Annotated in this window: 21 protein-coding genes and 1 tRNA gene; 20 read left to right on the forward strand and 2 right to left on the reverse strand. The window is 61.2% G+C overall.

Features of this window, described 5'->3' with window-relative positions; all coding sequences use genetic code 11:
* Window positions 1-27: 27 nt before the first annotated feature.
* On the reverse strand, window positions 28-663 hold the full coding sequence (locus DLM46_RS18895; RefSeq protein WP_115102462.1) for a carbonic anhydrase: 636 nt from the start codon (window positions 661-663) through the stop codon (window positions 28-30).
* Between the two features lie 228 nt (window positions 664-891).
* Window positions 892-1,443: a hypothetical protein gene (locus tag DLM46_RS18900; protein WP_115102601.1), complete on the reverse strand. Its 552-nt coding sequence runs from the start codon at window positions 1,441-1,443 to the stop codon at window positions 892-894.
* Between the two features lie 190 nt (window positions 1,444-1,633).
* On the opposite strand from DLM46_RS18900, the gene DLM46_RS18905 reads away from it, so the two are divergent.
* The 20 genes from DLM46_RS18905 (at window position 1,634) to DLM46_RS19000 (ending at window position 22,473) form a co-directional block, all read left to right on the forward strand.
* Window positions 1,634-3,037 carry a branched-chain amino acid ABC transporter substrate-binding protein gene (locus tag DLM46_RS18905; RefSeq protein ID WP_244306288.1) on the forward strand — a complete coding sequence of 468 codons (1,404 nt, stop codon included), beginning with the start codon at window positions 1,634-1,636 and terminating at the stop codon, window positions 3,035-3,037.
* A gap of 193 nt (window positions 3,038-3,230) precedes the next feature.
* A complete protein-coding gene (gene rpsO, locus DLM46_RS18910) occupies window positions 3,231-3,503 on the forward strand; it encodes a 30S ribosomal protein S15 (RefSeq protein ID WP_115102468.1) in 273 nt (90 codons plus the stop codon).
* A gap of 326 nt (window positions 3,504-3,829) precedes the next feature.
* Complete coding sequence (gene pnp, locus DLM46_RS18915) at window positions 3,830-5,977, forward strand: polyribonucleotide nucleotidyltransferase (protein ID WP_208866300.1); 2,148 nt, start codon at window positions 3,830-3,832, stop codon at window positions 5,975-5,977.
* Window positions 5,978-6,220: 243 nt separating this feature from the next.
* The gene (locus DLM46_RS18920) at window positions 6,221-7,237 is read left to right on the forward strand and encodes an NAD(P)H-quinone oxidoreductase (RefSeq protein WP_115102472.1); all 1,017 of its coding nucleotides are present in this window, start codon (window positions 6,221-6,223) and stop codon (window positions 7,235-7,237) included.
* Window positions 7,238-7,382: 145 nt separating this feature from the next.
* Window positions 7,383-8,162: a triose-phosphate isomerase gene (gene tpiA / locus DLM46_RS18925; protein ID WP_115102474.1), complete on the forward strand. Its 780-nt coding sequence runs from the start codon at window positions 7,383-7,385 to the stop codon at window positions 8,160-8,162.
* A gap of 82 nt (window positions 8,163-8,244) precedes the next feature.
* Window positions 8,245-8,622, forward strand: coding sequence for a preprotein translocase subunit SecG (gene secG, locus DLM46_RS18930; RefSeq protein ID WP_115102477.1), 378 nt, complete (start codon window positions 8,245-8,247; stop codon window positions 8,620-8,622).
* Between the two features lie 114 nt (window positions 8,623-8,736).
* Window positions 8,737-8,821, forward strand: a tRNA-Leu gene (locus tag DLM46_RS18935).
* A gap of 159 nt (window positions 8,822-8,980) precedes the next feature.
* Window positions 8,981-9,340 (forward strand): NADH-quinone oxidoreductase subunit A, encoded by a 360-nt coding sequence (locus DLM46_RS18940; protein ID WP_025496704.1) that lies wholly within the window; start codon window positions 8,981-8,983, stop codon window positions 9,338-9,340.
* A 62-nt stretch (window positions 9,341-9,402) separates the two neighbouring features.
* Entirely contained in the window at window positions 9,403-9,882 is a 480-nt protein-coding gene (locus tag DLM46_RS18945) for a NuoB/complex I 20 kDa subunit family protein (protein WP_006052903.1), read from the forward strand.
* 21 nt (window positions 9,883-9,903) lie between these two features.
* Window positions 9,904-10,506: an NADH-quinone oxidoreductase subunit C gene (locus DLM46_RS18950; protein ID WP_115102479.1), complete on the forward strand. Its 603-nt coding sequence runs from the start codon at window positions 9,904-9,906 to the stop codon at window positions 10,504-10,506.
* Window positions 10,507-10,515: 9 nt separating this feature from the next.
* Entirely contained in the window at window positions 10,516-11,769 is a 1,254-nt protein-coding gene (locus tag DLM46_RS18955) for an NADH-quinone oxidoreductase subunit D (RefSeq protein ID WP_115102482.1), read from the forward strand.
* A gap of 131 nt (window positions 11,770-11,900) precedes the next feature.
* Window positions 11,901-12,386, forward strand: a complete 486-nt coding sequence (gene nuoE, locus DLM46_RS18960; protein ID WP_115102484.1) for an NADH-quinone oxidoreductase subunit NuoE — start codon at window positions 11,901-11,903, stop codon at window positions 12,384-12,386.
* On the forward strand, window positions 12,383-13,708 hold the full coding sequence (gene nuoF, locus DLM46_RS18965) for an NADH-quinone oxidoreductase subunit NuoF (protein ID WP_115102486.1): 1,326 nt from the start codon (window positions 12,383-12,385) through the stop codon (window positions 13,706-13,708). The genes nuoE and nuoF overlap by 4 nt, the downstream gene beginning before the upstream one ends.
* Window positions 13,709-13,831: 123 nt before the next feature.
* The gene (gene nuoG / locus DLM46_RS18970; protein ID WP_115102488.1) at window positions 13,832-16,165 is read left to right on the forward strand and encodes an NADH-quinone oxidoreductase subunit NuoG; all 2,334 of its coding nucleotides are present in this window, start codon (window positions 13,832-13,834) and stop codon (window positions 16,163-16,165) included.
* Window positions 16,166-17,230: an NADH-quinone oxidoreductase subunit NuoH gene (nuoH, locus tag DLM46_RS18975; RefSeq protein ID WP_115102490.1), complete on the forward strand. Its 1,065-nt coding sequence runs from the start codon at window positions 16,166-16,168 to the stop codon at window positions 17,228-17,230.
* A gap of 15 nt (window positions 17,231-17,245) precedes the next feature.
* A complete protein-coding gene (gene nuoI / locus DLM46_RS18980; RefSeq protein ID WP_090803773.1) occupies window positions 17,246-17,734 on the forward strand; it encodes an NADH-quinone oxidoreductase subunit NuoI in 489 nt (162 codons plus the stop codon).
* 158 nt (window positions 17,735-17,892) lie between these two features.
* Window positions 17,893-18,570, forward strand: coding sequence for an NADH-quinone oxidoreductase subunit J (locus tag DLM46_RS18985; protein WP_115102493.1), 678 nt, complete (start codon window positions 17,893-17,895; stop codon window positions 18,568-18,570).
* Between the two features lie 17 nt (window positions 18,571-18,587).
* The gene (gene nuoK, locus DLM46_RS18990; RefSeq protein ID WP_115102602.1) at window positions 18,588-18,893 is read left to right on the forward strand and encodes an NADH-quinone oxidoreductase subunit NuoK; all 306 of its coding nucleotides are present in this window, start codon (window positions 18,588-18,590) and stop codon (window positions 18,891-18,893) included.
* 17 nt (window positions 18,894-18,910) lie between these two features.
* Window positions 18,911-20,968 (forward strand): NADH-quinone oxidoreductase subunit L, encoded by a 2,058-nt coding sequence (nuoL, locus tag DLM46_RS18995; RefSeq protein ID WP_115102495.1) that lies wholly within the window; start codon window positions 18,911-18,913, stop codon window positions 20,966-20,968.
* Between the two features lie 14 nt (window positions 20,969-20,982).
* Entirely contained in the window at window positions 20,983-22,473 is a 1,491-nt protein-coding gene (locus tag DLM46_RS19000) for an NADH-quinone oxidoreductase subunit M (protein WP_115102498.1), read from the forward strand.
* The last annotated feature ends 2 nt before the right edge of the window (window positions 22,474-22,475 follow it).

The raw sequence follows: 22,475 nt of genomic DNA on the forward strand, positions 1-22,475 counted from the left end.
GAAGTGCGTGGGTGCCGGCGCGGTGCGCTACGCGGCGCTGCGGGCGATCGCCGTGCAAGCCGTCGCGTCGTCGGCTTCATAGCCGGACGTGAGTACCTTGATGCGCCCATCCTCGAGAGCGAAGATCCAGCCGTGAACGAGCGGCAGTGACTCGGCTTCCTGCACGATCGGACTCGCGCGTAACTGGCGAACCTGTTCGAGCACGTTCAGTTCGGCGAGGCGATCGATGCGGGCACGCTCGCCAACGTGCCCTTCGAGTTCGCCGCGATGGGTTTGCGCCAACGCGCATAAAGGCGCGATCCGCCGGTTGACGTGCGGCAGCCGCGGTTCCGGCGGCAACAGCGCGGCGCGCACGCCGCCACAGCCATAGTGTCCGCAGACGATTACGTGACCGACCTTCAAAACCCGCACCGCGTATTCGAGGACGCTTGCGGAGTTGTCGTCATCGGGATGAAAGAGGTTGGCGATATTGCGGTGAACAAACAGGTCGCCGGGCTCGCAATGTGTGATGGTTTCGGCGGGCACGCGGCTGTCCGAGCAGCCGATCCACAGCACGTGTGGATTCTGGCCCCGCACCAGATCGCGGAAGAAATCGGGGTTGCGCGCAGCGGTTTCGTGGGCCCATGCAACGTTGGCGACCAGCAGGCGTTTGGGACGGTTCATCGATAGCGGCTCCGGAAGTGAGGCAAATCGGCTGTGACCTGGCGCCCGCGTGCCGGCGGCGCGGCAGACGCGCGGTCAAATGTCGAATGTATTCTTACTAAAGCCTTTCTATCAAAAAATTAAACCGCTGTGTGTGAAATAAAATTCGCTGTCATGCGGAATAAATAAAAAAAAGCCGCCTGAAACGGCGGCTTGGTAGATCCATGCATCCTGATTAGGAAGGAATGCTCAGAACAGGTTGCGGCGATCCGGATCGTGCAGCGGATCGGGGGTTTTCTGCGTGAGCCGCACGATGCCCTGAGCGTCGAAATAAAAGTTGTACATCATGTACCAGACGTTGTCTTCCTGATAACGGTAGGTCCAGACCTCGCGCTTCATGAGCGGGAAGTACGAGGTTTCGACGGGACGGCCGAAATTGACGAGTACGTCGCTCTTGGTCCACTTGCCGATTTCCGCGCGGTAGAACTCGTTGGGCTGGAGCACCTGGCGTACGTTGACGATCTTGCCGGCGGCGTCGATGTCGGCGGCGGTGGTGGTTTCGCCCATCGGTTGCGTTGGCCACATGAGGCGCTTGCCGCCGTTCGGCAGATCGTAGATTTCGCGTGGCGGGCCGAGTCGCGCGACGATGGTCGACTCGTCCGCACCTTGCTGATATTGCTGCCACGGCTGCACGCAACCGGCTAGCGTCAACGCGCTCAGGCAGGCGAGCGCGGCACGGCGCAGGCGAGTGGCGGCGGGCACGCCGGTTGAGTCCGCCTTGGAATGGTGGCGGTTGAACATGAATTCCTCCGATGGCTTTTGCATAGCGGTTTTTATCATCGAGCCGCATTATTTTGACACGTGCTGCGGCAAAAGATTTGTGCTTGATGCGAGGCTTCGCCGCAGGCATGGAACGAGCTGGCCGGCTTGCTTATTCCGTCGCGAACGCCCTATGATCCGCGCTTCGAACGATTCAGTCGGGGCAAGGACGATGGCGAAGTGGCAACGGGCGGCGGCTGGGGCGCTGGTGGTGGTTTCAATGGCTGCGGCAGTCCATGCAGCGGGCGCGACGACGGCTGGGGTGGCGAGCGGGGCGGCAAACGGGGTCGCTAACGGAGCAGCGAACAAAGCAGCAAACGGAGCAGCAAACGGAGCAGCAAACGGAGCGGCAAACGGAGCAGCAGGCGCGGCGATCAGCAAGCCGGCTGGTGCGCCGATCCAGCTCGCGCTGATTGAAGGCATGTCCGGCCCGTTCGCCAATGCAGGCGCGGCAGTGGAGCGCAATCTGCGGTTCGGCGTGGAGCAGGTGAATGCGCATGGCGGCGTCAAACTTGCCGATGGTTCACATCCGCTCGAACTGGTCGTGCTGGACAGCAAGGGCAGCACCGAAGAAGCGCTGGTGCAACTGCGCGCGGCGGCCGACCGGCACATCGGCTACATCCTGCAAGGCAACAGTTCGGCGGTCGCGGCCGCGCTGATCGGCGCGATCGACAAGCAGAACAGCCGCGAGCCGGAGAACCGCGAGTTGTTCCTCAACTATTCCGCCGGCGATCCCGCACTGACCAACGCTAATTGCAGCTTCTGGCATTTCCGCTTCGACGCGCACGCGGGCATGCGCATGGAGGCGCTCGCCGACGTGATCCAACGCGACAAAGCGGTCAAGAAGGTCTATCTGCTGAACCAGGACTACAGCTTTGGCCACGATGTCAGCGGCCTCGCGCGCTCGGCGCTGGCTGCGAAGCGTCCCGATATTGCCGTTGTCGGCGACGAATTTCACCCGATCGGCCGCGTCAAGGATTTCGCGCCGTACATCGCGAAAATCCGCGCGAGCGGGGCGGATGCGGTCATCACCGGCAACTGGGGCAACGACCTGACGCTGCTCGTCAAGGCGGCGCGCGAGCAGGGCCTCGATACGAAGTTCTACACGTTCTACGGCAATAGTCTCGGTGCGTCAGCGGCGTTGGGCGACGCCGGCGTCAAGCACGTGATCGCGGTGGCCGAATGGCACCCGAACGCAGGCGGCGCGGCTTCCGACGCCTGGTACGCAGCGTTTCGCGCCCGTTTCCCCGCCGCGCAAGACGATTACCCGGTGCTGCGCATGTCGCTGATGATCGAAACGCTCGCCGAGGCGATGGGCCGCGTCGGCAGCGCCAACCCGGCAGTCGTTGCTAAGGCGTTGGAGGGGATCAGGTTCGACAACGGCTTCCATGCCTCGTGGATGCGCGCCGACGACCATCAGCTGATCCAGCCCCTTTACGTGATGGAGATGGACAGGGCAGGTTCGCCGGGCGTGCATTTCGATAACGAAGGCTCTGGGTACGGCTTTCGGACGGTGCTGGCGTTGTCGCCCGAGCGTACCGTGCCGCCGACCGTCTGCCGGATGAAGCGGCCATGAATCGACCGTGAATCTGCCATGAAGCGGCCATGAATCGACCATAAGCCGGCCAAAGCGCCCCTGATCCGGTCCGGCAGAGCAGGGTTCGCGGCCGGTTTGGGCTGTGCTACAATACGCGTCCCGTTGTAATACGGGTAACCCACGGCACGGCCTTTCTTCCGTGACCGCCTGTCTAGTTCTCAAGGAAATCGACATGTCCGCAGTTGAAACAAGCAAGAAGTCCGAAGTCGTTGCGCAATTCGCACGCGCCGCTAACGACACCGGCTCCCCCGAAGTTCAGGTCGCGCTGCTCACGACCCGCATCAACGAACTGACCACGCACTTCAAGGAACACACGAAAGATCACCACAGCCGCCGCGGTCTGCTGCGCATGGTGAGCCGTCGTCGTAAGCTGCTCGACTACCTGAAGGGCAAGGACGCGGATCGTTACCGCGCACTGATCGAGAAGCTGGGTCTGCGTAAGTAATCGGCCAGTCGTTCAGCAAGATGCCTGTGTCAGTTCCGCTGATACAGGCATTTTGTTTTTGAACGGTGCGCTTCATGTGATGCGCACCGTCTGTTGTCCGCGCTAACGTGCCTGCGCATGTGGCGCGGAGCGGAAAAAGCAGTAAATAAGCAGTAAAAAAGAGAAACACGGCCGGGCTGCAGGGCAGGGCTTTGTGTCATTCCAGCGGTTCGCGCGCGTAGAGCGTGGTTCTCTGGAATGGCATAACACTACTCTTCCCATGTGGCGCCGGTTCTGGCGTTGCCGCGCCGCTTCTGGTTCGCGCGGCATTACGATGAGGAAAAGCAATGACTATGTTCAATAAAGTCGTCAAAGAGTTTCAGTGGGGACAGCATAAGGTTCGCCTCGAAACGGGCGAAATCGCCCGCCAGGCGAGCGGCGCAGTGATCGTCGACGTCGAAGACACCGTTGTGCTGGCTACAGTGGTCGGCGCCAAGACGGCCAAGCCGGGCCAGGACTTCTTCCCGCTGACCGTCGACTACCTCGAAAAGACCTATGCCGCCGGCAAGATCCCGGGTGGCTTCTTCCGCCGCGAAGGCCGTCCGTCGGAAGGCGAAACGCTGATTTCGCGCCTGATCGACCGCCCGCTGCGCCCGCTGTTCCCGGAAGGCTTCTACAACGAAGTCCAGGTCGTGATCCACGTCCTGTCGCTGAACCCTGAAATCCCCGCTGACATCCCCGCGCTGATCGGCGCGTCGGCGGCGCTCGCCGTGTCCGGTCTGCCGTTCAACGGCCCGGTCGGCGCAGCGCGCGTGGCCTACATCAACAACGAATACGTGCTGAACCCGACGCGTCCGCAAATGAAGGACTCGGCGCTCGACCTGGTCGTCGCGGGTACGGAACGCGCGGTGCTGATGGTGGAATCGGAAGCGCAGCAACTGAGCGAAGAAGTGATGCTCGGCGCCGTGGTGTTCGGCCACGAGCAAATGCAGATCGCGATCGACGCGATTCATGATCTGGTCCGCGAAGGCGGCAAGCCGGAATGGGATTGGCAGCCGGCGGCGAAGAACGAGCCGCTGATCGCACGCGTGGCGGAACTGGCGCAAGCCGATTTGCTCGCCGCTTACCAGATTCGCGACAAGCAGGCGCGTTCGGCCAAGCTGAAGGAAGTCTACGGCGCCGTGTCCGCGAAGCTGGAAGAAGAAGCCGCGGCAGGTGGTGCGGTGGCGGCCGACAAGGCGACCGTCGGCAACGTGCTGTTCGACATCGAAGCGAAGATCGTCCGCACGCAGATCCTGAACGGCGAGCCGCGTATCGACGGCCGCGACACGCGCACTGTGCGCCCGATCGAAATCCGTACCGGCGTGCTGCCGCGTACGCACGGCTCGGCGCTGTTCACGCGCGGCGAAACGCAGGCGCTGGTTGTCGCGACGCTGGGCACCAAGGGCGACGAGCAGAACATCGACGCGCTCGAAGGCGAATACCGCGAGCGCTTCATGCTCCACTACAACATGCCTCCGTTCGCGACCGGCGAAACGGGCCGCGTCGGTTCGCCGAAGCGCCGTGAAATCGGCCACGGCCGTCTGGCCAAGCGCGCACTGGCCGCGTGCCTGCCGAGCGCCGACGAATTCGGCTACTCGATCCGAGTCGTGTCGGAAATCACCGAATCGAACGGTTCGTCGTCGATGGCTTCGGTGTGCGGCGGCTGCCTCGCACTGATGGACGCCGGCGTGCCGATGAAGGCGCACGTCGCTGGCATCGCGATGGGCCTGATCCTCGAAGGCAACAAGTTTGCCGTGCTGACCGACATTCTCGGCGACGAAGACCATCTCGGCGATATGGACTTCAAGGTGGCGGGTACCGAGCAAGGCGTGACCGCGCTGCAAATGGACATCAAGATCCAGGGCATCACCAAGGAAATCATGCAGGTCGCCCTCGCGCAAGCGAAGGAAGGCCGTATGCACATCCTCGGCAAGATGACCTCGGCGGTGTCCGGCGCGAACACGCAACTGTCGGAGTTCGCACCGCGCATGATCACCATCAAGATCAACCCGGAAAAGATCCGCGACGTGATCGGCAAGGGTGGTTCGGTGATTCGCGCGCTGACTGAAGAAACCGGTACGACGATCGACATTTCGGACGACGGCGTCGTCACCATTGCGAGCACGAGCAGCGAAGGGATGGCCGAAGCGAAGAAGCGTATCGAGAACATCACGCTGGAAGTCGAAGTGGGCCAGGTGTACGAAGGTACCGTGCTCAAGCTGCTCGATTTCGGCGCGATCGTGAACATCCTGCCGGGCAAGGACGGTCTGCTGCACATCTCCGAAATCGCCAACGAGCGTATCAAGGACATCAACGACTACCTGAAGGATGGCCAGCAAGTGAAGGTCAAGGTCATCCAGACTGACGAAAAGGGTCGCGTGCGTTTGTCGGCCAAGGCGTTGCTGAACGACGCCGCGTCGGGCGCGCCGCAAGGCGAGCCGACGCCGCAGTAATGCGGTAGAAGGCAACGGCCGGCAGCGTGAATGCGCGCCGGCCGTTTTTCATGCAGGGTGCAGGATGGTTTGCACTGCGACCAGATGAAGACGAGTGAAAGCGGGTACTCTGTTTGCATGGAGCGCTTCGTGGCCGTTCGGACGATTCGTGTTCCCCAATCCCCCAAGGGGACTTCCTTCGGGGCGAGGGATTTCGTCCTGGGCGCTGGTACGCAACGCAATCCAATCTTGGAGTTGACGCAGATGAGAGCGATCGAAATCACTGAATTCGGCGCGCCGGAAGTCCTGAAACTGGCGGAGCGGCCGATGCCGCAGCCGAAAGCGGGCGAGGTGCTGATCAAGGTGGCGGCTTCGGGCATCAACCGTCCGGACGTGTTCCAGCGCAAGGGTGGCTATGCGCCGCCGCCGGGCGCGTCGGATTTGCCGGGGCTCGAAGTGGCGGGCGAGATTGTCGGCGGCACGATCGACGAAAAGAACAACCCATTCGGTCTGAAGAGCGGCGATCGCGTGTGCGCGCTGCTGGCGGGCGGCGGCTACGCGGAATATGTGGCGGCGCCGCTGCTGCAGTGCTTGCCCGTGCCGGCGGGTCTGTCGGATGTGGAGGCGGCTTCGCTGCCGGAGACGTTTTTCACGGTGTGGAGCAACGTCTTCGACCGCGCACAACTTGGCGCTGGCGAAGGTGGGCCGAATGAGACCCTGCTGGTGCAGGGCGGTTCGAGCGGCATCGGTGTCACGGCGATCCAGATTGCGCACGCACTCGGTTTTCGCGTGTTCGCCACTGCCGGTTCGGACGAAAAGTGTCGCGCATGCGAAGCGCTCGGCGCGGAGCGCGCGATCAACTACAAGACTGAAGATTTCGTCGAAGTCATCAAGTCGCTGACGAACGATCGCGGCGTCGACGTGATTCTCGACATGGTGGCCGGCAACTACGTGCCGCGTGAGCTGTCGGCGCTGGCCGACGGCGGGCGCATCGTGGTGATCGCGTTGCTCGGCGGCGCGAAGGCGGAAGTGAATCTGAACGAAGTGCTGCGCCGTCGTCTGACGGTGACCGGCTCGACGCTGCGTCCGCGGCCGAGCGAATTCAAGGCGAAGATTGCCGCGCAACTGAAAGAGCGCGTGTGGCCGCTTCTCGAGGAAGGCCGCATCAAGCCGGTGGTGTACCGCGTGTTTCCGGCGGCGCAGGCTGCCGACGCGCATGCACTGATGGAAAGCAGTCTGCACGTCGGCAAGATCGTATTGACTTGGGGTCAGGACGCTTGACGAGGCCGGTTTGACCCGATCCACCCCACGCAGTAAAATTGCGCGTTTTGCGCACGCCGCGTAAATCCGAAAGGCGGACTGTCAGCGCAATCAAGGCGCGAGGCATGGCGCCAAGCGAAGTCCGCCGCCACGACAAGACGAGACGATGTCGAAACAACGAGCCAAACTGGTAGTCGGTAACTGGAAGATGCACGGGCGCCTCGCCGATAACGCCGCGCTGTTGCAGGCGGTAGTGCAGGGCGCCGACGAATTGCCGGCCGACGTGCGTGTCGGCGTCTGTGTGCCGTGTCCGTATCTTGCGCAGACGCAAGCGTTGCTGGAAGGCAGCCGGGTCGTGTGGGGCGTGCAGGACGTGTCCGCCTTCACGCACGGTGCTTATACCGGCGAAGTGGCGGCGCAGATGGTCGTGGATTTCGGCGCGGCGCTGGCTATCGTCGGACATTCGGAGCGCCGCGCCTACCATCGCGAAAGCGCGGAACTGGTGGCGGTGAAGGCACAGCGTGCACTGGAAGCGGGCTTGACGCCGATCGTTTGCGTCGGCGAAACGCTCGAAGAACGCGAGGCCGGTTCGACCGAGCAGGTAGTCGGCGCGCAACTGGATGAAGTGCTGGCGAAATTGTCGGCGCAAGAGGCGGCGCGTATCGTTGTTGCGTATGAGCCAGTGTGGGCCATCGGCACCGGCAAGAGTGCGACGTCGGAGCAGGCGCAGGCCGTTCACGCATTTCTGCGTTCGCGTCTTGCGGCAAAGGGCGCGGCTGTTGCGGACGTGCCGGTGTTGTATGGCGGCAGCGTGAAGCCGGAGAACGCGGAAGAATTGTTCTGTCAGCCGGATATCGACGGTGGCCTGATCGGCGGCGCGTCGTTGAAAGACCAGGATTTCCTGGCGATCTGCAAAGCGGCGGGCGCGGCAAGCGTCGCCGGTTAAGCAGGGCGCCTCGGCGAGGATGACCCAATCCCGCGCGGCACACCTCGTGTGGCGCGGTTAAATAAAGACTCAGGTGAGTGTAATGCTGTATTTGAAAACATTGATTATCGTCGTTCAGTTGTTGTCGGCGCTCGGGGTCATCGGCCTCGTCTTGCTGCAGCACGGCAAGGGCGCCGATATGGGCGCTGCTTTTGGTAGCGGCGCGTCGGGCAGCTTGTTCGGTGCGACGGGTTCGGCGAACTTTCTGTCGCGTACAACAGCGGTTCTGGCGGCGGTGTTTTTCGTCACCACGTTGACACTGACGTATCTCGGTGCGTATCGTGCGAAACCCTCTGCAGGCTTGCTGGGCGCGGCGGTGACTGCTCCGGTTGCGGCTTCCGCTGCATCCGCGCCGGCAGGTGCTTCGGCTGCATTGCCGGCGTCGGCTGCATCCGTCCCGGGCCAGGACGTGCCGAAATAAATTTTTCGTTCAAAGTGCCTTTTGTGCGTTGAACAAACTGTTTAGACAAGTTACAATTCAAGTCTTGAAGCGATTCGCGGGTTTTATAAGTTGTTTTCCCGGATTGCATACAGTGCCGACGTGGTGAAATTGGTAGACACGCTATCTTGAGGGGGTAGTGGCGAAAGCTGTGCGAGTTCGAGTCTCGCCGTCGGCACCAATGTTATCGAATGCCAGCCGCTTGCTTCGCTCCGGCTGGCATTTTCACTTCTGGCTCGCTGCTTGCGTTGGGCTTGCCAAGTTGAGCATCCCGAAGTGATTTCGCGTCAGAAGTGCTATGCTCCTGACGGCACTCAGAACCAACCGATTGAGGATAGTCTTGAACCTCGCAGCCTATTTCCCCGTCTTGTTGTTCCTCATTGTGGGCACCGGTTTAGGCGTAGCACTGGTCAGTATCGGCAAGATCCTCGGTCCCAACAAGCCCGATACCGAGAAAAACGCACCGTACGAGTGCGGCTTCGAAGCATTCGAAGATGCGCGCATGAAGTTCGATGTGCGCTACTACCTCGTCGCCATTCTCTTCATCATTTTCGATCTTGAAACCGCGTTCCTGTTCCCGTGGGGGGTAGCCCTGCGCGACATCGGTTGGACGGGTTTCATGGCGATGATGATTTTCCTGCTCGAATTCCTGCTGGGCTTCGCCTATATCTGGAAGAAGGGCGGCCTCGACTGGGAATGATGGATTAATCGCCGGTTTGCGTGGGTGGCCTGGCTTGCCACCCCGTCTGGAGTGGAAAGCAAATGAGTATCGAAGGGGTCTTGAAGGAAGGGTTTGTCACCACCACGGCTGACAAGCTGATCAACTGGACGCGCACTGGCTCCTTGTGGCCGATGACGTTCGGTCTTGCGTGTTGTGCGGTCGAGATGATGCATGCGGGTGCTGCCCGTTATGACCTCGACCGTTTTGGTGTGGTGTTTCGTCCCAGTCCGCGTCAGTCGGACGTGATGATCGTCGCCGGCACGCTGTGCAACAAGATGGCGCCTGCTCTGCGCAAGGTCTACGACCAGATGGCGGAACCGCGCTGGGTGATCTCGATGGGCTCGTGCGCGAACGGCGGCGGCTACTACCACTATTCCTATTCGGTAGTGCGCGGCTGCGACCGGATCGTGCCGGTCGACGTCTACGTACCGGGTTGCCCGCCTACGGCGGAAGCGCTGGTGTACGGCGTGATCCAGTTGCAGGCCAAGATCCGCCGCACCAACACCATCGCCCGTCAATAAGGCCAACGCCTCCCCCACAATATGGCAAGCAAACTCGAGACCCTGAAAGCGAACCTCGAGGCGGCCTTTGGCGGCCTCCTGCTGAGCACTACCGAGGCAATCGGTGAGTTGACGATCGTCGTGAAGCCTGGCGACTACCTCAACGTGGCAACGCGTCTGCGTGACGATCGCTCGTTCGGCTTCGAGCAGTTGATCGATCTGTGTGGCGTCGACTACCAGACCTACGCCGACGGCGCATACGACGGCCCGCGTTTCGCGGCCGTGCTGCATCTGTTGTCAGTGCAGAACAACTGGCGTCTGCGTGTGCGCGTGTTCGCACCGGACGACGAAGTGCCGATCCTCCCGTCTGTCGTCGAAATCTGGAATTCGGCCAACTGGTACGAGCGCGAAGCATTCGACCTGTACGGAATCGTTTTCGAAGGTCATCCGGACCTGCGCCGTATCCTGACCGACTACGGTTTCATCGGTCACCCGTTCCGCAAAGATTTCCCCGTCTCCGGCTACGTCGAAATGCGTTACGACCCGGAAGAGAAGCGCGTCGTCTATCAGCCTGTGACGATCGAGCCGCGGGAAATCACGCCGCGCGTGATCCGCGAGGATCACTATGGCGGTCTGAAACACTAAGAGAACGCCATGGCAGAGATCAAGAACTACACGCTCAACTTCGGCCCGCAGCACCCGGCAGCGCACGGCGTGCTGCGCCTTGTGCTCGAACTCGACGGCGAAGTCATTCAGCGCGCCGATCCGCATATCGGCCTGCTGCATCGTGCGACTGAAAAGCTCGCGGAAACCAAAACGTTTATCCAGTCCGTGCCGTACATGGACCGTCTCGACTACGTGTCGATGATGGTCAACGAGCACGGCTATGTGATGGCGATCGAAAAGCTGCTCGGCATCGACGTGCCGGTGCGCGCGCAATACATCCGCGTCATGTTCGACGAAATCACGCGCGTGCTGAACCACTTGATGTGGATCGGCGCACACGCGCTCGACGTCGGCGCGATGGCGGTGTTTCTGTATGCGTTTCGTGAACGCGAAGACCTGATGGACGTGTACGAAGCTGTGTCCGGCGCACGGATGCACGCGGCGTATTACCGTCCGGGTGGCGTGTATCGCGATCTGCCGGATGCGATGCCGCAATACAAGGCATCGAAGATTCGCAATGCGAAGGCGTTGTCGAAGATGAACGAGAACCGCCAGGGTTCGCTGCTCGACTTCATCGACGATTTCTTCACGCGTTTCCCGAAGTGCGTAGACGAGTACGAAACGCTGCTCACCGACAACCGCATCTGGAAGCAGCGTCTGGTTGGTATCGGCGTAGTCAGCCCGGAACGCGCGCTGCAACTTGGCATGACCGGCGCGATGCTGCGCGGCTCGGGTATCGAGTGGGATCTGCGCAAGAAGCAGCCGTACGAAGTCTATGACAAGCTCGATTTCGACATTCCGGTCGGCGTCAATGGCGATTGTTATGACCGGTATCTGGTTCGTGTGGAAGAAATGCGCCAATCCACGCGGATTGTGAAACAGTGCATTGATTGGCTGCGTAAGAATTCCGGTCCTGTGATGATCGACAATCACAAAGTTGCGCCGCCGTCGCGCGTCGGCATGAAGTCGAACATGGAAGAGCTGATTCACCACTTCAAGCTCTTCACGGAGGGCTTCCACGTGCCTGAAGGCGAAGCCTACGCGGCCGTCGAACATCCGAAGGGCGAGTTCGGTATCTACCTGATCTCGGACGGCGCGAACAAGCCGTATCGTCTGAAGATCCGCGCACCGGGCTATGCGCACTTGTCCGCTCTCGATGAAATGGCGCGCGGTCACATGATCGCCGATGCTGTGACGATCATCGGCACGCAGGACATCGTGTTCGGCGAAGTGGATCGCTAGGACGTATTCATCGGCGCGCGTCTTCAGATTGCACCGAAGCGCGCGTCAAGCAAAGGAACGCCGGGTCTGTCGCAGCATTGTGTGAGCGGCAGGTTTTCGTTCGGTAGGAATTGAAAGAGTCGTGTCTGAAAATGATCTCAGCTGAAGGCCTGAAAGAAATCGATCGCGCGATCGCGAAGTATCCCGCCGATCAGAAACAGTCCGCCGTGATGTCGGCGTTGGCCACTGCTCAGGAAGAGCATGGCTGGCTGTCGCCCGAACTCATGCAGTTCGTCGCGGACTATCTCGGCATGCCGGCAGTCGCCGTGCAGGAGGTGGCTACCTTCTACACGATGTATGAGACCTCGCCGGTCGGCAAGCACAAGATCACGCTCTGCACGAACCTGCCGTGCCAGCTCGGCCCGGACGGCGGTGCCGACAGCGCTGCTGAATATCTGAAGCAGAAGCTCGGCATCGACTTCGGCGAAACCACGGCGGACGGCAAGTTCACCCTCAAAGAAGGTGAGTGCATGGGTTCGTGCGGCGACGCGCCGGTGATGCTGGTGAACAACCATCGCATGTGCAGCTTCATGAGCCGCGAGAAGATCGACCAGCTGCTCGAGGAACTTTCGAAATGACGTCTTTACACGATCGTCACATCAAACCGCTGATTCTCGCCGGCCTGAACGGCGACAACTGGCATCTCGAAGACTATGTGGCGCGCGGCGGTTACGCCCAGCTGCGCCGCATTCTGGAAGAAAAGATTCCGCCCGAACAGGTCATCGCCGACGTCAAGGCGTCGGGTCTGCGCGGACGTGGGGGTGCAGGCTTCCCGACCGGCCTGAAGTGGAGCTTCATGCCGCGTCAGTTTCCGGGGCAAAAATATCTCGTCTGCAATTCGGACGAAGGCGAGCCGGGCACGTTCAAGGATCGCGATATCCTTCGCTTCAATCCGCACTCGCTGATCGAAGGCATGGCGATCGGCGCGTACGCGATGGGCATCACGGTCGGCTACAACTATATCCACGGCGAAATCTGGGAAGTCTACAAGCGCTTTGAAGAAGCGCTGGACGAAGCTCGCCGCGCCGGGTTCCTCGGCGCGAACATCATGGGTTCGGGCTTCTCCTTTGAGCTCCATGCGCACCACGGTTACGGCGCCTATATCTGCGGCGAAGAAACCGCGCTGCTCGAGTCGATCGAAGGCAAGAAAGGCCAGCCGCGCTTCAAGCCGCCGTTCCCGGCGAGCTTCGGCGTGTACGGCAAGCCCACCACGATCAACAACACCGAGACGTTCGCGGCGGTGCCGTTCCTGCTCGCGGTCGGTCCGCAGAATTACCTCGAGATCGGCAAGCCGAACAACGGCGGCACGAAGATCTTCTCGGTCTCCGGCGACGTCGAGCGTCCGGGCAACTATGAAATTCCGCTCGGCACGCCATTCGCGACGCTGATGGAGCTCGCCGGCGGCATCCGTGGCGGCAAGAAGATCAAGGCCGTGATTCCTGGCGGTTCGTCGGCGCCGGTGATCCCGGGCGACATCATGATGCAGACCGACATGGACTACGACGCGATCGCCAAGGCTGGCTCGATGCTCGGTTCGGGCGCGGTTATCGTGATGGACGAGACGCGCTGCATGGTGCGCTCGCTGCTGCGTCTGTCGTATTTCTATTACGAAGAGTCGTGTGGTCAATGCACGCCGTGTCGCGAAGGCACCGGCTGGCTCTACCGCGTCGTGCATCGTATCGAGCATGGGCTCGGCCGTCCGGAAGATCTGGATCTGCTGAACTCGGTCGCTGAAAACATCATGGGCCGCACAATCTGCGCGCTCGGCGATGCAGCGGCGATGCCGGTACGCGGCATGCTCAAGCACTACTGGGACGAATTCGAATATCACGTTGCCCACAAGCATTGCCTCGTCGGCGGTCATGCCGGTGTGGCGGCGCCGGAAACAGTGGCTGCCTGAGTCGGCTACCGAGTTGGCTATCCAGCACCAGAAGAACACGTCAACCGCAGGATTCATCGCCTGAAGCGGGCGATGGACAGGGCGAACGATTGAGCGGTAACAGGTTAAGGAAGATTGACCATCATGGTTGAACTTGAAATAGACGGCAAGAAAGTAGAGGTGCCTGAAGGCAGCATGGTGATCCAGGCTGCGCATAAGGTCGACACGTACATTCCTCACTTCTGCTATCACAAGAAGCTGTCGATTGCGGCCAACTGCCGGATGTGTCTGGTCGATGTCGAAAAGATGCCGAAGGCCGTGCCTGCATGCGCCACGCCGGTGTCGGCGGGCATGATCGTGCGCACCAAGTCCGAGAAGGCGGTGAAGGGCCAGCAAGCCGTGATGGAATTCCTGCTGATCAATCACCCGCTGGATTGCCCGATCTGCGACCAGGGCGGCGAGTGTCAGTTGCAGGATCTGGCGGTCGGTTACGGCAAGTCGTCGTCGCGGTATAGCGAAGAAAAGCGCGTCGTGTTCCACAAGAATGTCGGCCCGCTGATCTCGATGGAAGAAATGTCGCGTTGCATTCACTGCACGCGGTGCGTGCGTTTCGGCCAGGAAGTTGCCGGCGTGATGGAACTCGGCATGCTGGGCCGCGGCGAACATTCGGAAATTACGTCGTTCGTCGGCAAGACGGTCGACTCGGAACTGTCGGGCAACATGATCGATCTGTGCCCGGTCGGCGCGCTGACCAGCAAGCCGTTTCGCTACAGCGCCCGCACGTGGGAACTGTCGCGCCGCAAGTCGGTGAGCCCGCACGATTCCGTCGGCGCGAACCTAGTGGTGCAAGTGAAGAACAACCGCGTGATGCGAGTTCTGCCGTTCGAAAACGAATCCATCAACGAATGCTGGATTTCGGACAAGGACCGCTTCTCGTATGAAGGCCTGAACAGCCCGGAACGCCTGACGCAGCCGATGCTCAAGCAAGGCGGCAAGTGGGTCGAGACCGATTGGCAAAGCGCGCTTGACTACGTGGTCAAGGGTCTGAAGGGCATCAAGAGCGACCACGGCGCAAACGCGCTGGCCGCACTGGGCAGCGCCCACAGCACGGTCGAAGAACTGTTCCTGTTGAAGCAACTCGCGCAAGCGGTCGGCACGCCTAACGTCGACTTCCGTCTGCGCCAGTCGGATTTCTCGGCACCGGTCAACGGCGCGCCGTGGCTCGGCACGGCGATCGCCGATCTGTCGAACCTCGACGCCGCATTGGTGATCGGTTCGGATCTGCGCCGCGATCATCCGCTGTTCGCCGCGCGATTGCGTCAAGCAGCAAAGAGCGGCACGAAGCTCACGCTCTTGCAAGCCACCAACGACGACGCCCTGATTCCGCAAGCGCAACGCGTGGTTGCGGCTCCGTCGGGCTGGCTCGATGCACTGGCTGGCATGGCCGGCGCGGTCGCGGAGGCGAACGGCGTTGCCTTGCCTGAAGCCTTCGCCGGCATGCAGCCGACAGACGCCAACAAACAGGTCGCGAAGTTGCTTGCCACCGGCGAACGGCGCCTCGTGCTGCTCGGCAACGGTGCGGTCCGGCATCCGGACTTCGCCGCCATTCACGCCGCGGCGCAATGGATTGCTGATGCGACCGGCGCGACGCTGGGTTTCCTCACGGAGGCCGCGAACACGGTCGGCGCGCACATTGTCAACGCATTGCCGGGCGAAGGCGGTCTGAACGCTCGCGAAGTGTTCGAGCAACCACGTAAGGGTTATGTGCTGCTGAACGTCGAACCGGAGTTCGACACCGCCAATCCGGCACAGGCTCTGGCCGCGCTCAAGCAGGCTGAAATGGTCGTCGTGCTGTCGCCGTTCCAGACGGGCGCCGAATACGCCGACGTGCTGTTGCCGATCGCACCGTTCACGGAAACGGCCGGCACGTTCGTCAATGCCGAAGGTACGGTGCAAACGTTCAATGGCGTCGTGCGTCCGCTCGGCGATACGCGTCCGGCATGGAAGGTATTGCGCGTGCTGGGCAGCCTGCTGGGCGTCCCGGGCTTCGAATTCGACACGGCAGAAGAAGTGCGCTCGGCGGCGCTCGGCGACGGCGAGCTGACGTCGCGTCTGTCGAACAAGACGGGCCTCGCGGTGACACGCGGCAAGGCAGCGAAGGCGGCAGACGGCAAGTTCGAGCGTATCGCCGACGTGCCTATCTATCACGCGGACGCGCTGGTGCGCCGCGCGGAATCGCTGCATCTGACGGCAGCGGCGCGCTCGGCGAACTCGGTCGGGCTGCCGGCCGCGCTGTTCGACAAACTGGGTTTGAAGGAAGGCGACGCAGTGAGCGTGCGCCAGGGCGAGCAATCGGTGCAGTTGCCGGCCGTGCGCGACGCGAATCTTGCGGAGACGGTCGTCCGCGTATCGGCGGCTACGCCTGCCGGTGCGGCGCTGGGCAGCCTGTTCGGTGAACTGGTGGTGGAGAAGGCGTAAATGAGCTTGTTCGATACGATCAACTCGGGCGGCACCCAGCTTCTCGGTGTGGCATGGCCCACGGTGTGGGCACTGGTGCGCATTCTGGTGGTGGCCGTCGTGATCCTGCTGTGCGTGGCTTACCTGATTCTCTGGGAGCGTAAGCTGATCGGCTGGATGCACGTGCGTCTCGGCCCGAATCGCGTCGGCCCCGCAGGTTTGCTGCAACCGATCGCCGACGTGCTGAAGCTGTTGCTGAAGGAAGTGATTCAGCCGGCTCAGGCGAGCCGCTGGATCTACCTGATCGCGCCGATCATGGTGGTGGTGCCGGCCTTCGCAGTCTGGGCGGTGATTCCGTTCCAGGCGGGCGCAGTGCTCGGCGACATCAACGCGGGTCTGTTGTACGCGATCGCGATTTCGTCGATCGGCGTGTACGGCGTGATCCTGGCCGGCTGGGCGTCGAACTCGAAGTACGCGTTCCTCGGCGCCATGCGCGCCGCGGCTCAGATGGTCTCGTACGAAATTTCGATGGGCTTCGCGCTGGTCGTCGTGCTGATGACCTCCGGCAGCCTGAATCTGTCGGACATTGTCACTTCGCAAGAACGCGGCATCTTCGCGGGCTACGGCTTGAACTTCCTGTCGTGGAACTGGCTGCCGCTGTTGCCGATGTTCGTCGTGTACTTCATCTCGGGCATCGCCGAAACGAACCGCCACCCGTTCGACGTGGTGGAAGGGGAGTCCGAAATCGTCGCGGGCCACATGATCGATTACTCGGGGATGGCGTTCGCGCTGTTCTTCCTCGCCGAGTACATCAACATGATCGTGATCTCGGCATTGGCTGCAACACTGTTCCTCGGCGGCTGGAGCGCACCGTTCGGCTTCCTGTCGTTTGTCCCGGGCATCGTTTGGCTCGTCGCCAAGGTTTTCTTCCTGTTGTCGGTGTTCATCTGGGCGCGTGCCACATTCCCGCGCTATCGCTACGACCAGATCATGCGTCTGGGCTGGAAGATTTTCATTCCGGTCTGCGTGGTGTGGCTGGTGGTGGTCGGCTTCTGGATCATGTCGCCGTTGAATATCTGGAAATAAAGGGCGGATGAACCCATGACCGCAATCCAAAATTTTTTCAAGACCTTCTTCCTGACGGAACTGCTCAAAGGTCTCGCGCTGACGGGACGTTACGCGTTCCAGCGCAAGATCACGGTGCAGTTTCCGGAGGAGAAGACGCCGATCTCGCCGCGTTTTCGCGGCCTGCATGCACTGCGCCGCTATGAAAACGGTGAAGAACGCTGCATCGCCTGCAAGCTGTGCGAAGCAGTGTGCCCGGCGCTCGCCATCACGATCGAATCGGAAACGCGCGCGGACAACACGCGCCGCACGACGCGTTACGACATCGACCTGACCAAGTGCATCTTCTGCGGTTTCTGCGAAGAAAGCTGCCCCGTCGATTCGATCGTCGAGACGCACATTCTCGAATATCACGGCGAAAAGCGTGGCGATCTGTACTTCACGAAAGAAATGCTGCTGGCCGTTGGCGATCGCTACGAAGCGGAGATCGCCGCGAACAAGGCAGCTGACGCACCGTATCGTTGAGACGCTTCTGTTTGATGCAGTAAAACGTAAAACGGCCTGTTGTCGGGCCGAGCGCCGCGGCCTCACCGCCGCGGCATGGCGCAGCTGTGCGGCCTTTCTGCCAGATGCACGTGCCAAAGAACAATGCCTGACGATGGCCTAACGATGAACCGGTAATCATGGAATTCACGACCGTACTGTTCTACATCTTCGCGCTGCTCCTGGTTGTCTCAGGACTGAAGGTGATCACCTCGCGCAACCCGGTGGCGTCCGCACTGTTTCTGGTGCTGGCGTTCTTCAACGCGGCGGCGATCTGGATGCTGCTGCAGGCCGAGTTCCTCGCGATCCTGCTGGTGCTGGTCTACGTGGGCGCGGTGATGGTGCTGTTCCTGTTCGTCGTGATGATGCTGGACATCAACGTCGACGTGCTGCGGCGCGACTTCAAACGCTTCGTGCCGATGGCGACCCTGGTGGGCGCGATCATCGTGATCGAGACCGCGCTGATCCTGTGGCATGGCTACGGCGCGACCGCGACGGCGCTGCGCGACACCACGGCTGCGGCCAACGGGATGGCCGGCTGGTCGAACACCCGCATCATAGGCAAGATCATCTACACCGACTACATCTTCGCGTTCGAAGTGGCCGGCCTCGTGCTGCTGGTCGCGATCATCGCGGCGGTCGCGCTGACCACGAGCCACAAGAAGGACAGCAAGCGCCAAAGGGTCGGCGAGCAGGTCAAGGTGCGTGCTCAGGATCGCGTGCGCGTCGTGAAGATGGCATCGGAAAAAACCGCGGCGACTCTCGCGGCGGAAGAAGCCGCAGCAGCGGCCGACTCTGCGGCCGGCAAGAACGGCTGAGCAGACAGGAGATAAAAATCATGACCCTAGCTCACTACCTCGTCCTTGGCGCAATCCTGTTTGCGATTAGCGTCGTTGGCATTTTCCTGAACCGTCGCAACGTCATCATCATCCTGATGGCGATCGAACTGATGCTGCTGGCGGTGAACACCAATTTCGTCGCGTTCTCGCATTACCTCGGCGACGTGCATGGCCAGATCTTCGTCTTCTTCGTGCTGACGGTTGCAGCAGCGGAATCGGCGATCGGCCTCGCAATTCTGGTGACCCTGTTCCGTAGCCTCGACACGATCAATGTCGAGGATCTCGATCAGCTCAAAGGTTAATTTCAGGTAAAGCTGTTATGTCAACGACACTCAATGAAAACCTGCTGCTGGCGATTCCGCTGGCACCGCTGGCCGGCTCCCTGATTGCGGGGCTGTTCGGGAAAGCGGTAGGGCGAGCCGGTGCCCACTCGGTAACGATCCTCGGCGTCGCGATCTCCTTCATCCTGTCGGCCATCGTGTTTGTCGATGTGCTGAACGGCGCGAGCTTCAATGCGACCGTCTATGAATGGATGATGATCGGCAAGACCAAGTTCGAGGTCGGCTTCCTGGTCGACTCGCTGACGGCGATGATGATGTGCGTGGTGACCTTCGTGTCGCTGATGGTGCACATCTACACGATCGGCTACATGGCCGACGACGACGGCTACCAGCGCTTCTTCTCGTACATCGCGCTGTTCACGTTCTCGATGCTGATGCTCGTGATGAGCAACAACTTCCTGCAGCTGTTCTTCGGCTGGGAAGCGGTGGGTCTGGTGTCGTACCTGCTGATCGGCTTCTACTTCACCCGTGAGAGCGCGATCTACGCGAACATGAAGGCGTTCCTCGTGAATCGCGTCGGCGACTTCGGGTTCCTGCTCGGCATCGGCCTGCTGTTCGCGTTCGCTGGTTCGATGAACTACGGCGATGTGTTCGCGAAGCGCACCGAACTCGCCGCCTTGAGCTTTCCGGGCACGGACTGGGGCCTGCTGACGGTCGCCTGCATTTGCCTGTTCATCGGTGCGATGGGTAAGTCGGCGCAGTTCCCGCTGCACGTCTGGCTGCCGGATTCGATGGAAGGCCCGACGCCGATCTCCGCGCTGATTCACGCGGCAACCATGGTGACGGCCGGTATCTTCATGGTCGCGCGCATGTCGCCGCTGTTCGAGCTGTCGGAGAGCGCGCTGTCGTTCATCACGGTGATCGGCGCGATTACGGCGTTGTTCATGGGCTTCCTCGGGATCGTCCAGAACGACATCAAGCGCGTGGTCGCGTACTCGACGCTGTCGCAGCTCGGTTACATGACGGTTGCGCTCGGCGTGTCGGCTTATCCGGTCGCCATCTTCCACCTGATGACGCACGCGTTCTTCAAGGCGCTGCTGTTCCTCGGCGCGGGTTCCGTGATCATCGGCATGCACCACGATCAGGACATGCGCAACATGGGTGGTCTGCGCAAGTACATGCCGATCACGTGGATCACGTCGCTGGTCGGTTCGCTGGCGCTGATCGGTACGCCGTTCTTCGCGGGCTTCTATTCGAAAGACTCGATCATCGACGCGGTGAAGCTGTCCCATCTGCCGGGTTCGGGTTTCGCGTACTTCGCGGTGGTGGCGAGCGTGTTCGTGACTGCGCTGTATTCGTTCCGTATGTACTTCATGGTGTTCCACGGCAAGGAGCGCTTCCGCGATCCGAAACATCCGGAATCGCCGATGGGCGCGGAAGCCGCAGCGCATGGTCACGGCCACGACGCACACGGCCATGGTCACGACGACCATGCGCACGAGCCGCACGAAACCCCGTGGGTCGTGTGGGTGCCGCTGGTGCTGCTGGCGATTCCGTCGGTGGTGATCGGCGCGATCGCGATCGGTCCGATGCTGTTCGGCGACTTCTTCCAACACGGTGTCGCGTTCGAGAAGGTGATTTTCATCGGCGAAAACCATCCGGCACTGGAAGAGATGAGCCACGAGTTCGTCGGCTGGAGCCAGATGGGTCTGCACTCGGTTGCCGGCTTGCCGGTGTGGCTGGCACTCGCGGGCGTAGCGGTCGCGTGGTTCCTGTATCTGGTCCGTCCTGATCTGCCGGCTGTCATCAAGCGCGCGTTCGGCCCGATCTATACGCTGCTCGACAACAAGTACTACATGGACAAGATCAACGAAGTCGTGTTCGCGAGGGGCGCCGTGGCGATCGGCCGTGGTCTCTGGAAGGAAGGCGACGTCGTGGTCATCGACGGTATCGTCAACGGCAGCGCGCGCTTTATCGGCTGGTTTGCCGGCGTGATCCGCTTCCTCCAATCCGGCTATATCTATCACTACGCGTTCGCCATGATTATCGGCATGCTGGGGCTCCTGACCCTGTTTGTAACGCTCGGCGGCAAATAAGGCGAGGGACACTAATGCACGCTTATCCGATTCTCAGTATTGCGATCTGGTTGCCGATCCTCGTCGGTCTCCTGGTCCTGGCTATCGGCTCCGACCGGAACCCGGGTCCAGCGCGCTGGATTGCCCTGATTGGCTCGGTCGTCAGCTTCCTCGTGACGATCCCGCTGATTACCGGTTTTGATTCGAGCAGCGCCGAGTTGCAGTTTGTCGAAAAGGCGAACTGGATCGAGCGCTTCAACATTACGTATCACCTGGGTGTCGACGGCATCTCGATGTGGTTTGTCGTGCTGACCGCAGTGATCACGGTGATCACGGTGATCGCCGGGTGGGAAGTCATTACGAAGAATGTCGCGCAGTACCTTGCTTCGTTCCTGATCCTGTCCGGCATTATGGTCGGCGTGTTCAGCGCGGCGGACGGCATGCTGTTCTACGTGTTCTTCGAAGCGACGCTGATTCCGATGTACATCATCATCGGCGTGTGGGGTGGGCCGGACCGCGTGTACGCGGCGTTCAAGTTCTTCCTGTACACGCTGATGGGCTCGCTGCTGATGCTGGTCGCGCTGCTGTACCTGTACATCCAGACCGGCACGTTCGATCTGGCGACATGGCAGAACGCGCAGGTCGCCATGACCCCGCAGGTGTTGCTATTCATAGCGTTCTTCCTGGCCTTTGCCGTGAAGGTGCCGATGTGGCCGGTGCACACGTGGTTGCCTGACGCCCACGTGGAAGCGCCGACCGGCGGCTCGGTCGTGCTGGCCGCGATCATGCTGAAGCTCGGCGCATACGGTTTCCTGCGCTTCTCGCTGCCGATCACGCCGGATGCGAGCCACTTCCTTGCGCCGGTCGTCGTCACGCTGTCGCTGATCGCCGTGATCTACATCGGCCTGGTTGCGATGGTCCAGTCGGACATGAAGAAGCTGGTCGCGTATTCGTCGATCGCGCACATGGGTTTTGTGACGCTCGGTTTCTTCATCTTCAACCAGCTCGGCGTGGAAGGCGCGATCGTGCAGATGATTTCGCACGGTTTCGTGTCGGGCGCGATGTTCCTGAGTATCGGCGTACTTTACGACCGGATGCACTCGCGTCAGATCGCCGATTACGGCGGCGTCGTCAACATGATGCCGAAGTTCGCGGCGTTCGTGATGCTGTTCTCGATGGCGAATTGCGGCTTGCCGGGTACTTCCGGTTTCGTCGGCGAGTTCATGGTGATTCTGGCGGCAGTCCAGTACAACTTCTGGATCGCAGGCGGTGCGGCAGTCACGCTGATTCTCGGCGCGGCCTACACGCTGTGGATGTACAAGCGCGTGTACTTCGGCGCGGTCGCCAACGATCACGTGAAGAGCCTCGCCGACATCAACCGTCGCGAATTTTTCATGCTGGCAGTGCTCGCCGCACTGACGCTGTTCATGGGCCTGTATCCGAAGCCCTTTACCGATGTGATGCACGTATCCGTGGAAAACCTCCTCTCCCACGTCGCGCAATCGAAGCTGCCGTTGACACAGTAATG

Origin of the sequence: Paraburkholderia lacunae, assembly GCF_003353175.1 — a bacterium.
In the GTDB taxonomy this organism is placed as follows: Bacteria; Pseudomonadota; Gammaproteobacteria; order Burkholderiales; family Burkholderiaceae; genus Paraburkholderia; species Paraburkholderia lacunae.

Bases quoted from the DNA above. Each gene is read 5' to 3' on its own strand.
- DLM46_RS18920 (WP_115102472.1), top strand. From the start codon at position 6,221: ATGAGAGCGATCGAAATCACTGAATTCGGCGCGCCGGAAGTCCTGAAA.
- DLM46_RS18900 (WP_115102601.1), bottom strand. From the start codon at position 1,443: ATGTTCAACCGCCACCATTCCAAGGCGGACTCAACCGGCGTGCCCGCC.
- nuoH (WP_115102490.1), top strand. From the start codon at position 16,166: ATGAGCTTGTTCGATACGATCAACTCGGGCGGCACCCAGCTTCTCGGT.
- DLM46_RS18905 (WP_244306288.1), top strand. From the start codon at position 1,634: ATGGCGAAGTGGCAACGGGCGGCGGCTGGGGCGCTGGTGGTGGTTTCA.
- pnp (WP_208866300.1), top strand. From the start codon at position 3,830: ATGACTATGTTCAATAAAGTCGTCAAAGAGTTTCAGTGGGGACAGCAT.
- rpsO (WP_115102468.1), top strand. From the start codon at position 3,231: ATGTCCGCAGTTGAAACAAGCAAGAAGTCCGAAGTCGTTGCGCAATTC.
- nuoF (WP_115102486.1), top strand. From the start codon at position 12,383: ATGACGTCTTTACACGATCGTCACATCAAACCGCTGATTCTCGCCGGC.
- nuoG (WP_115102488.1), top strand. From the start codon at position 13,832: ATGGTTGAACTTGAAATAGACGGCAAGAAAGTAGAGGTGCCTGAAGGC.
- DLM46_RS18985 (WP_115102493.1), top strand. From the start codon at position 17,893: ATGGAATTCACGACCGTACTGTTCTACATCTTCGCGCTGCTCCTGGTT.
- DLM46_RS18945 (WP_006052903.1), top strand. From the start codon at position 9,403: ATGAGTATCGAAGGGGTCTTGAAGGAAGGGTTTGTCACCACCACGGCT.
- DLM46_RS19000 (WP_115102498.1), top strand. From the start codon at position 20,983: ATGCACGCTTATCCGATTCTCAGTATTGCGATCTGGTTGCCGATCCTC.
- nuoL (WP_115102495.1), top strand. From the start codon at position 18,911: ATGTCAACGACACTCAATGAAAACCTGCTGCTGGCGATTCCGCTGGCA.
- DLM46_RS18950 (WP_115102479.1), top strand. From the start codon at position 9,904: ATGGCAAGCAAACTCGAGACCCTGAAAGCGAACCTCGAGGCGGCCTTT.
- DLM46_RS18955 (WP_115102482.1), top strand. From the start codon at position 10,516: ATGGCAGAGATCAAGAACTACACGCTCAACTTCGGCCCGCAGCACCCG.
- DLM46_RS18895 (WP_115102462.1), bottom strand. From the start codon at position 663: ATGAACCGTCCCAAACGCCTGCTGGTCGCCAACGTTGCATGGGCCCAC.
- tpiA (WP_115102474.1), top strand. From the start codon at position 7,383: ATGTCGAAACAACGAGCCAAACTGGTAGTCGGTAACTGGAAGATGCAC.
- secG (WP_115102477.1), top strand. From the start codon at position 8,245: ATGCTGTATTTGAAAACATTGATTATCGTCGTTCAGTTGTTGTCGGCG.
- nuoE (WP_115102484.1), top strand. From the start codon at position 11,901: ATGATCTCAGCTGAAGGCCTGAAAGAAATCGATCGCGCGATCGCGAAG.
- nuoI (WP_090803773.1), top strand. From the start codon at position 17,246: ATGACCGCAATCCAAAATTTTTTCAAGACCTTCTTCCTGACGGAACTG.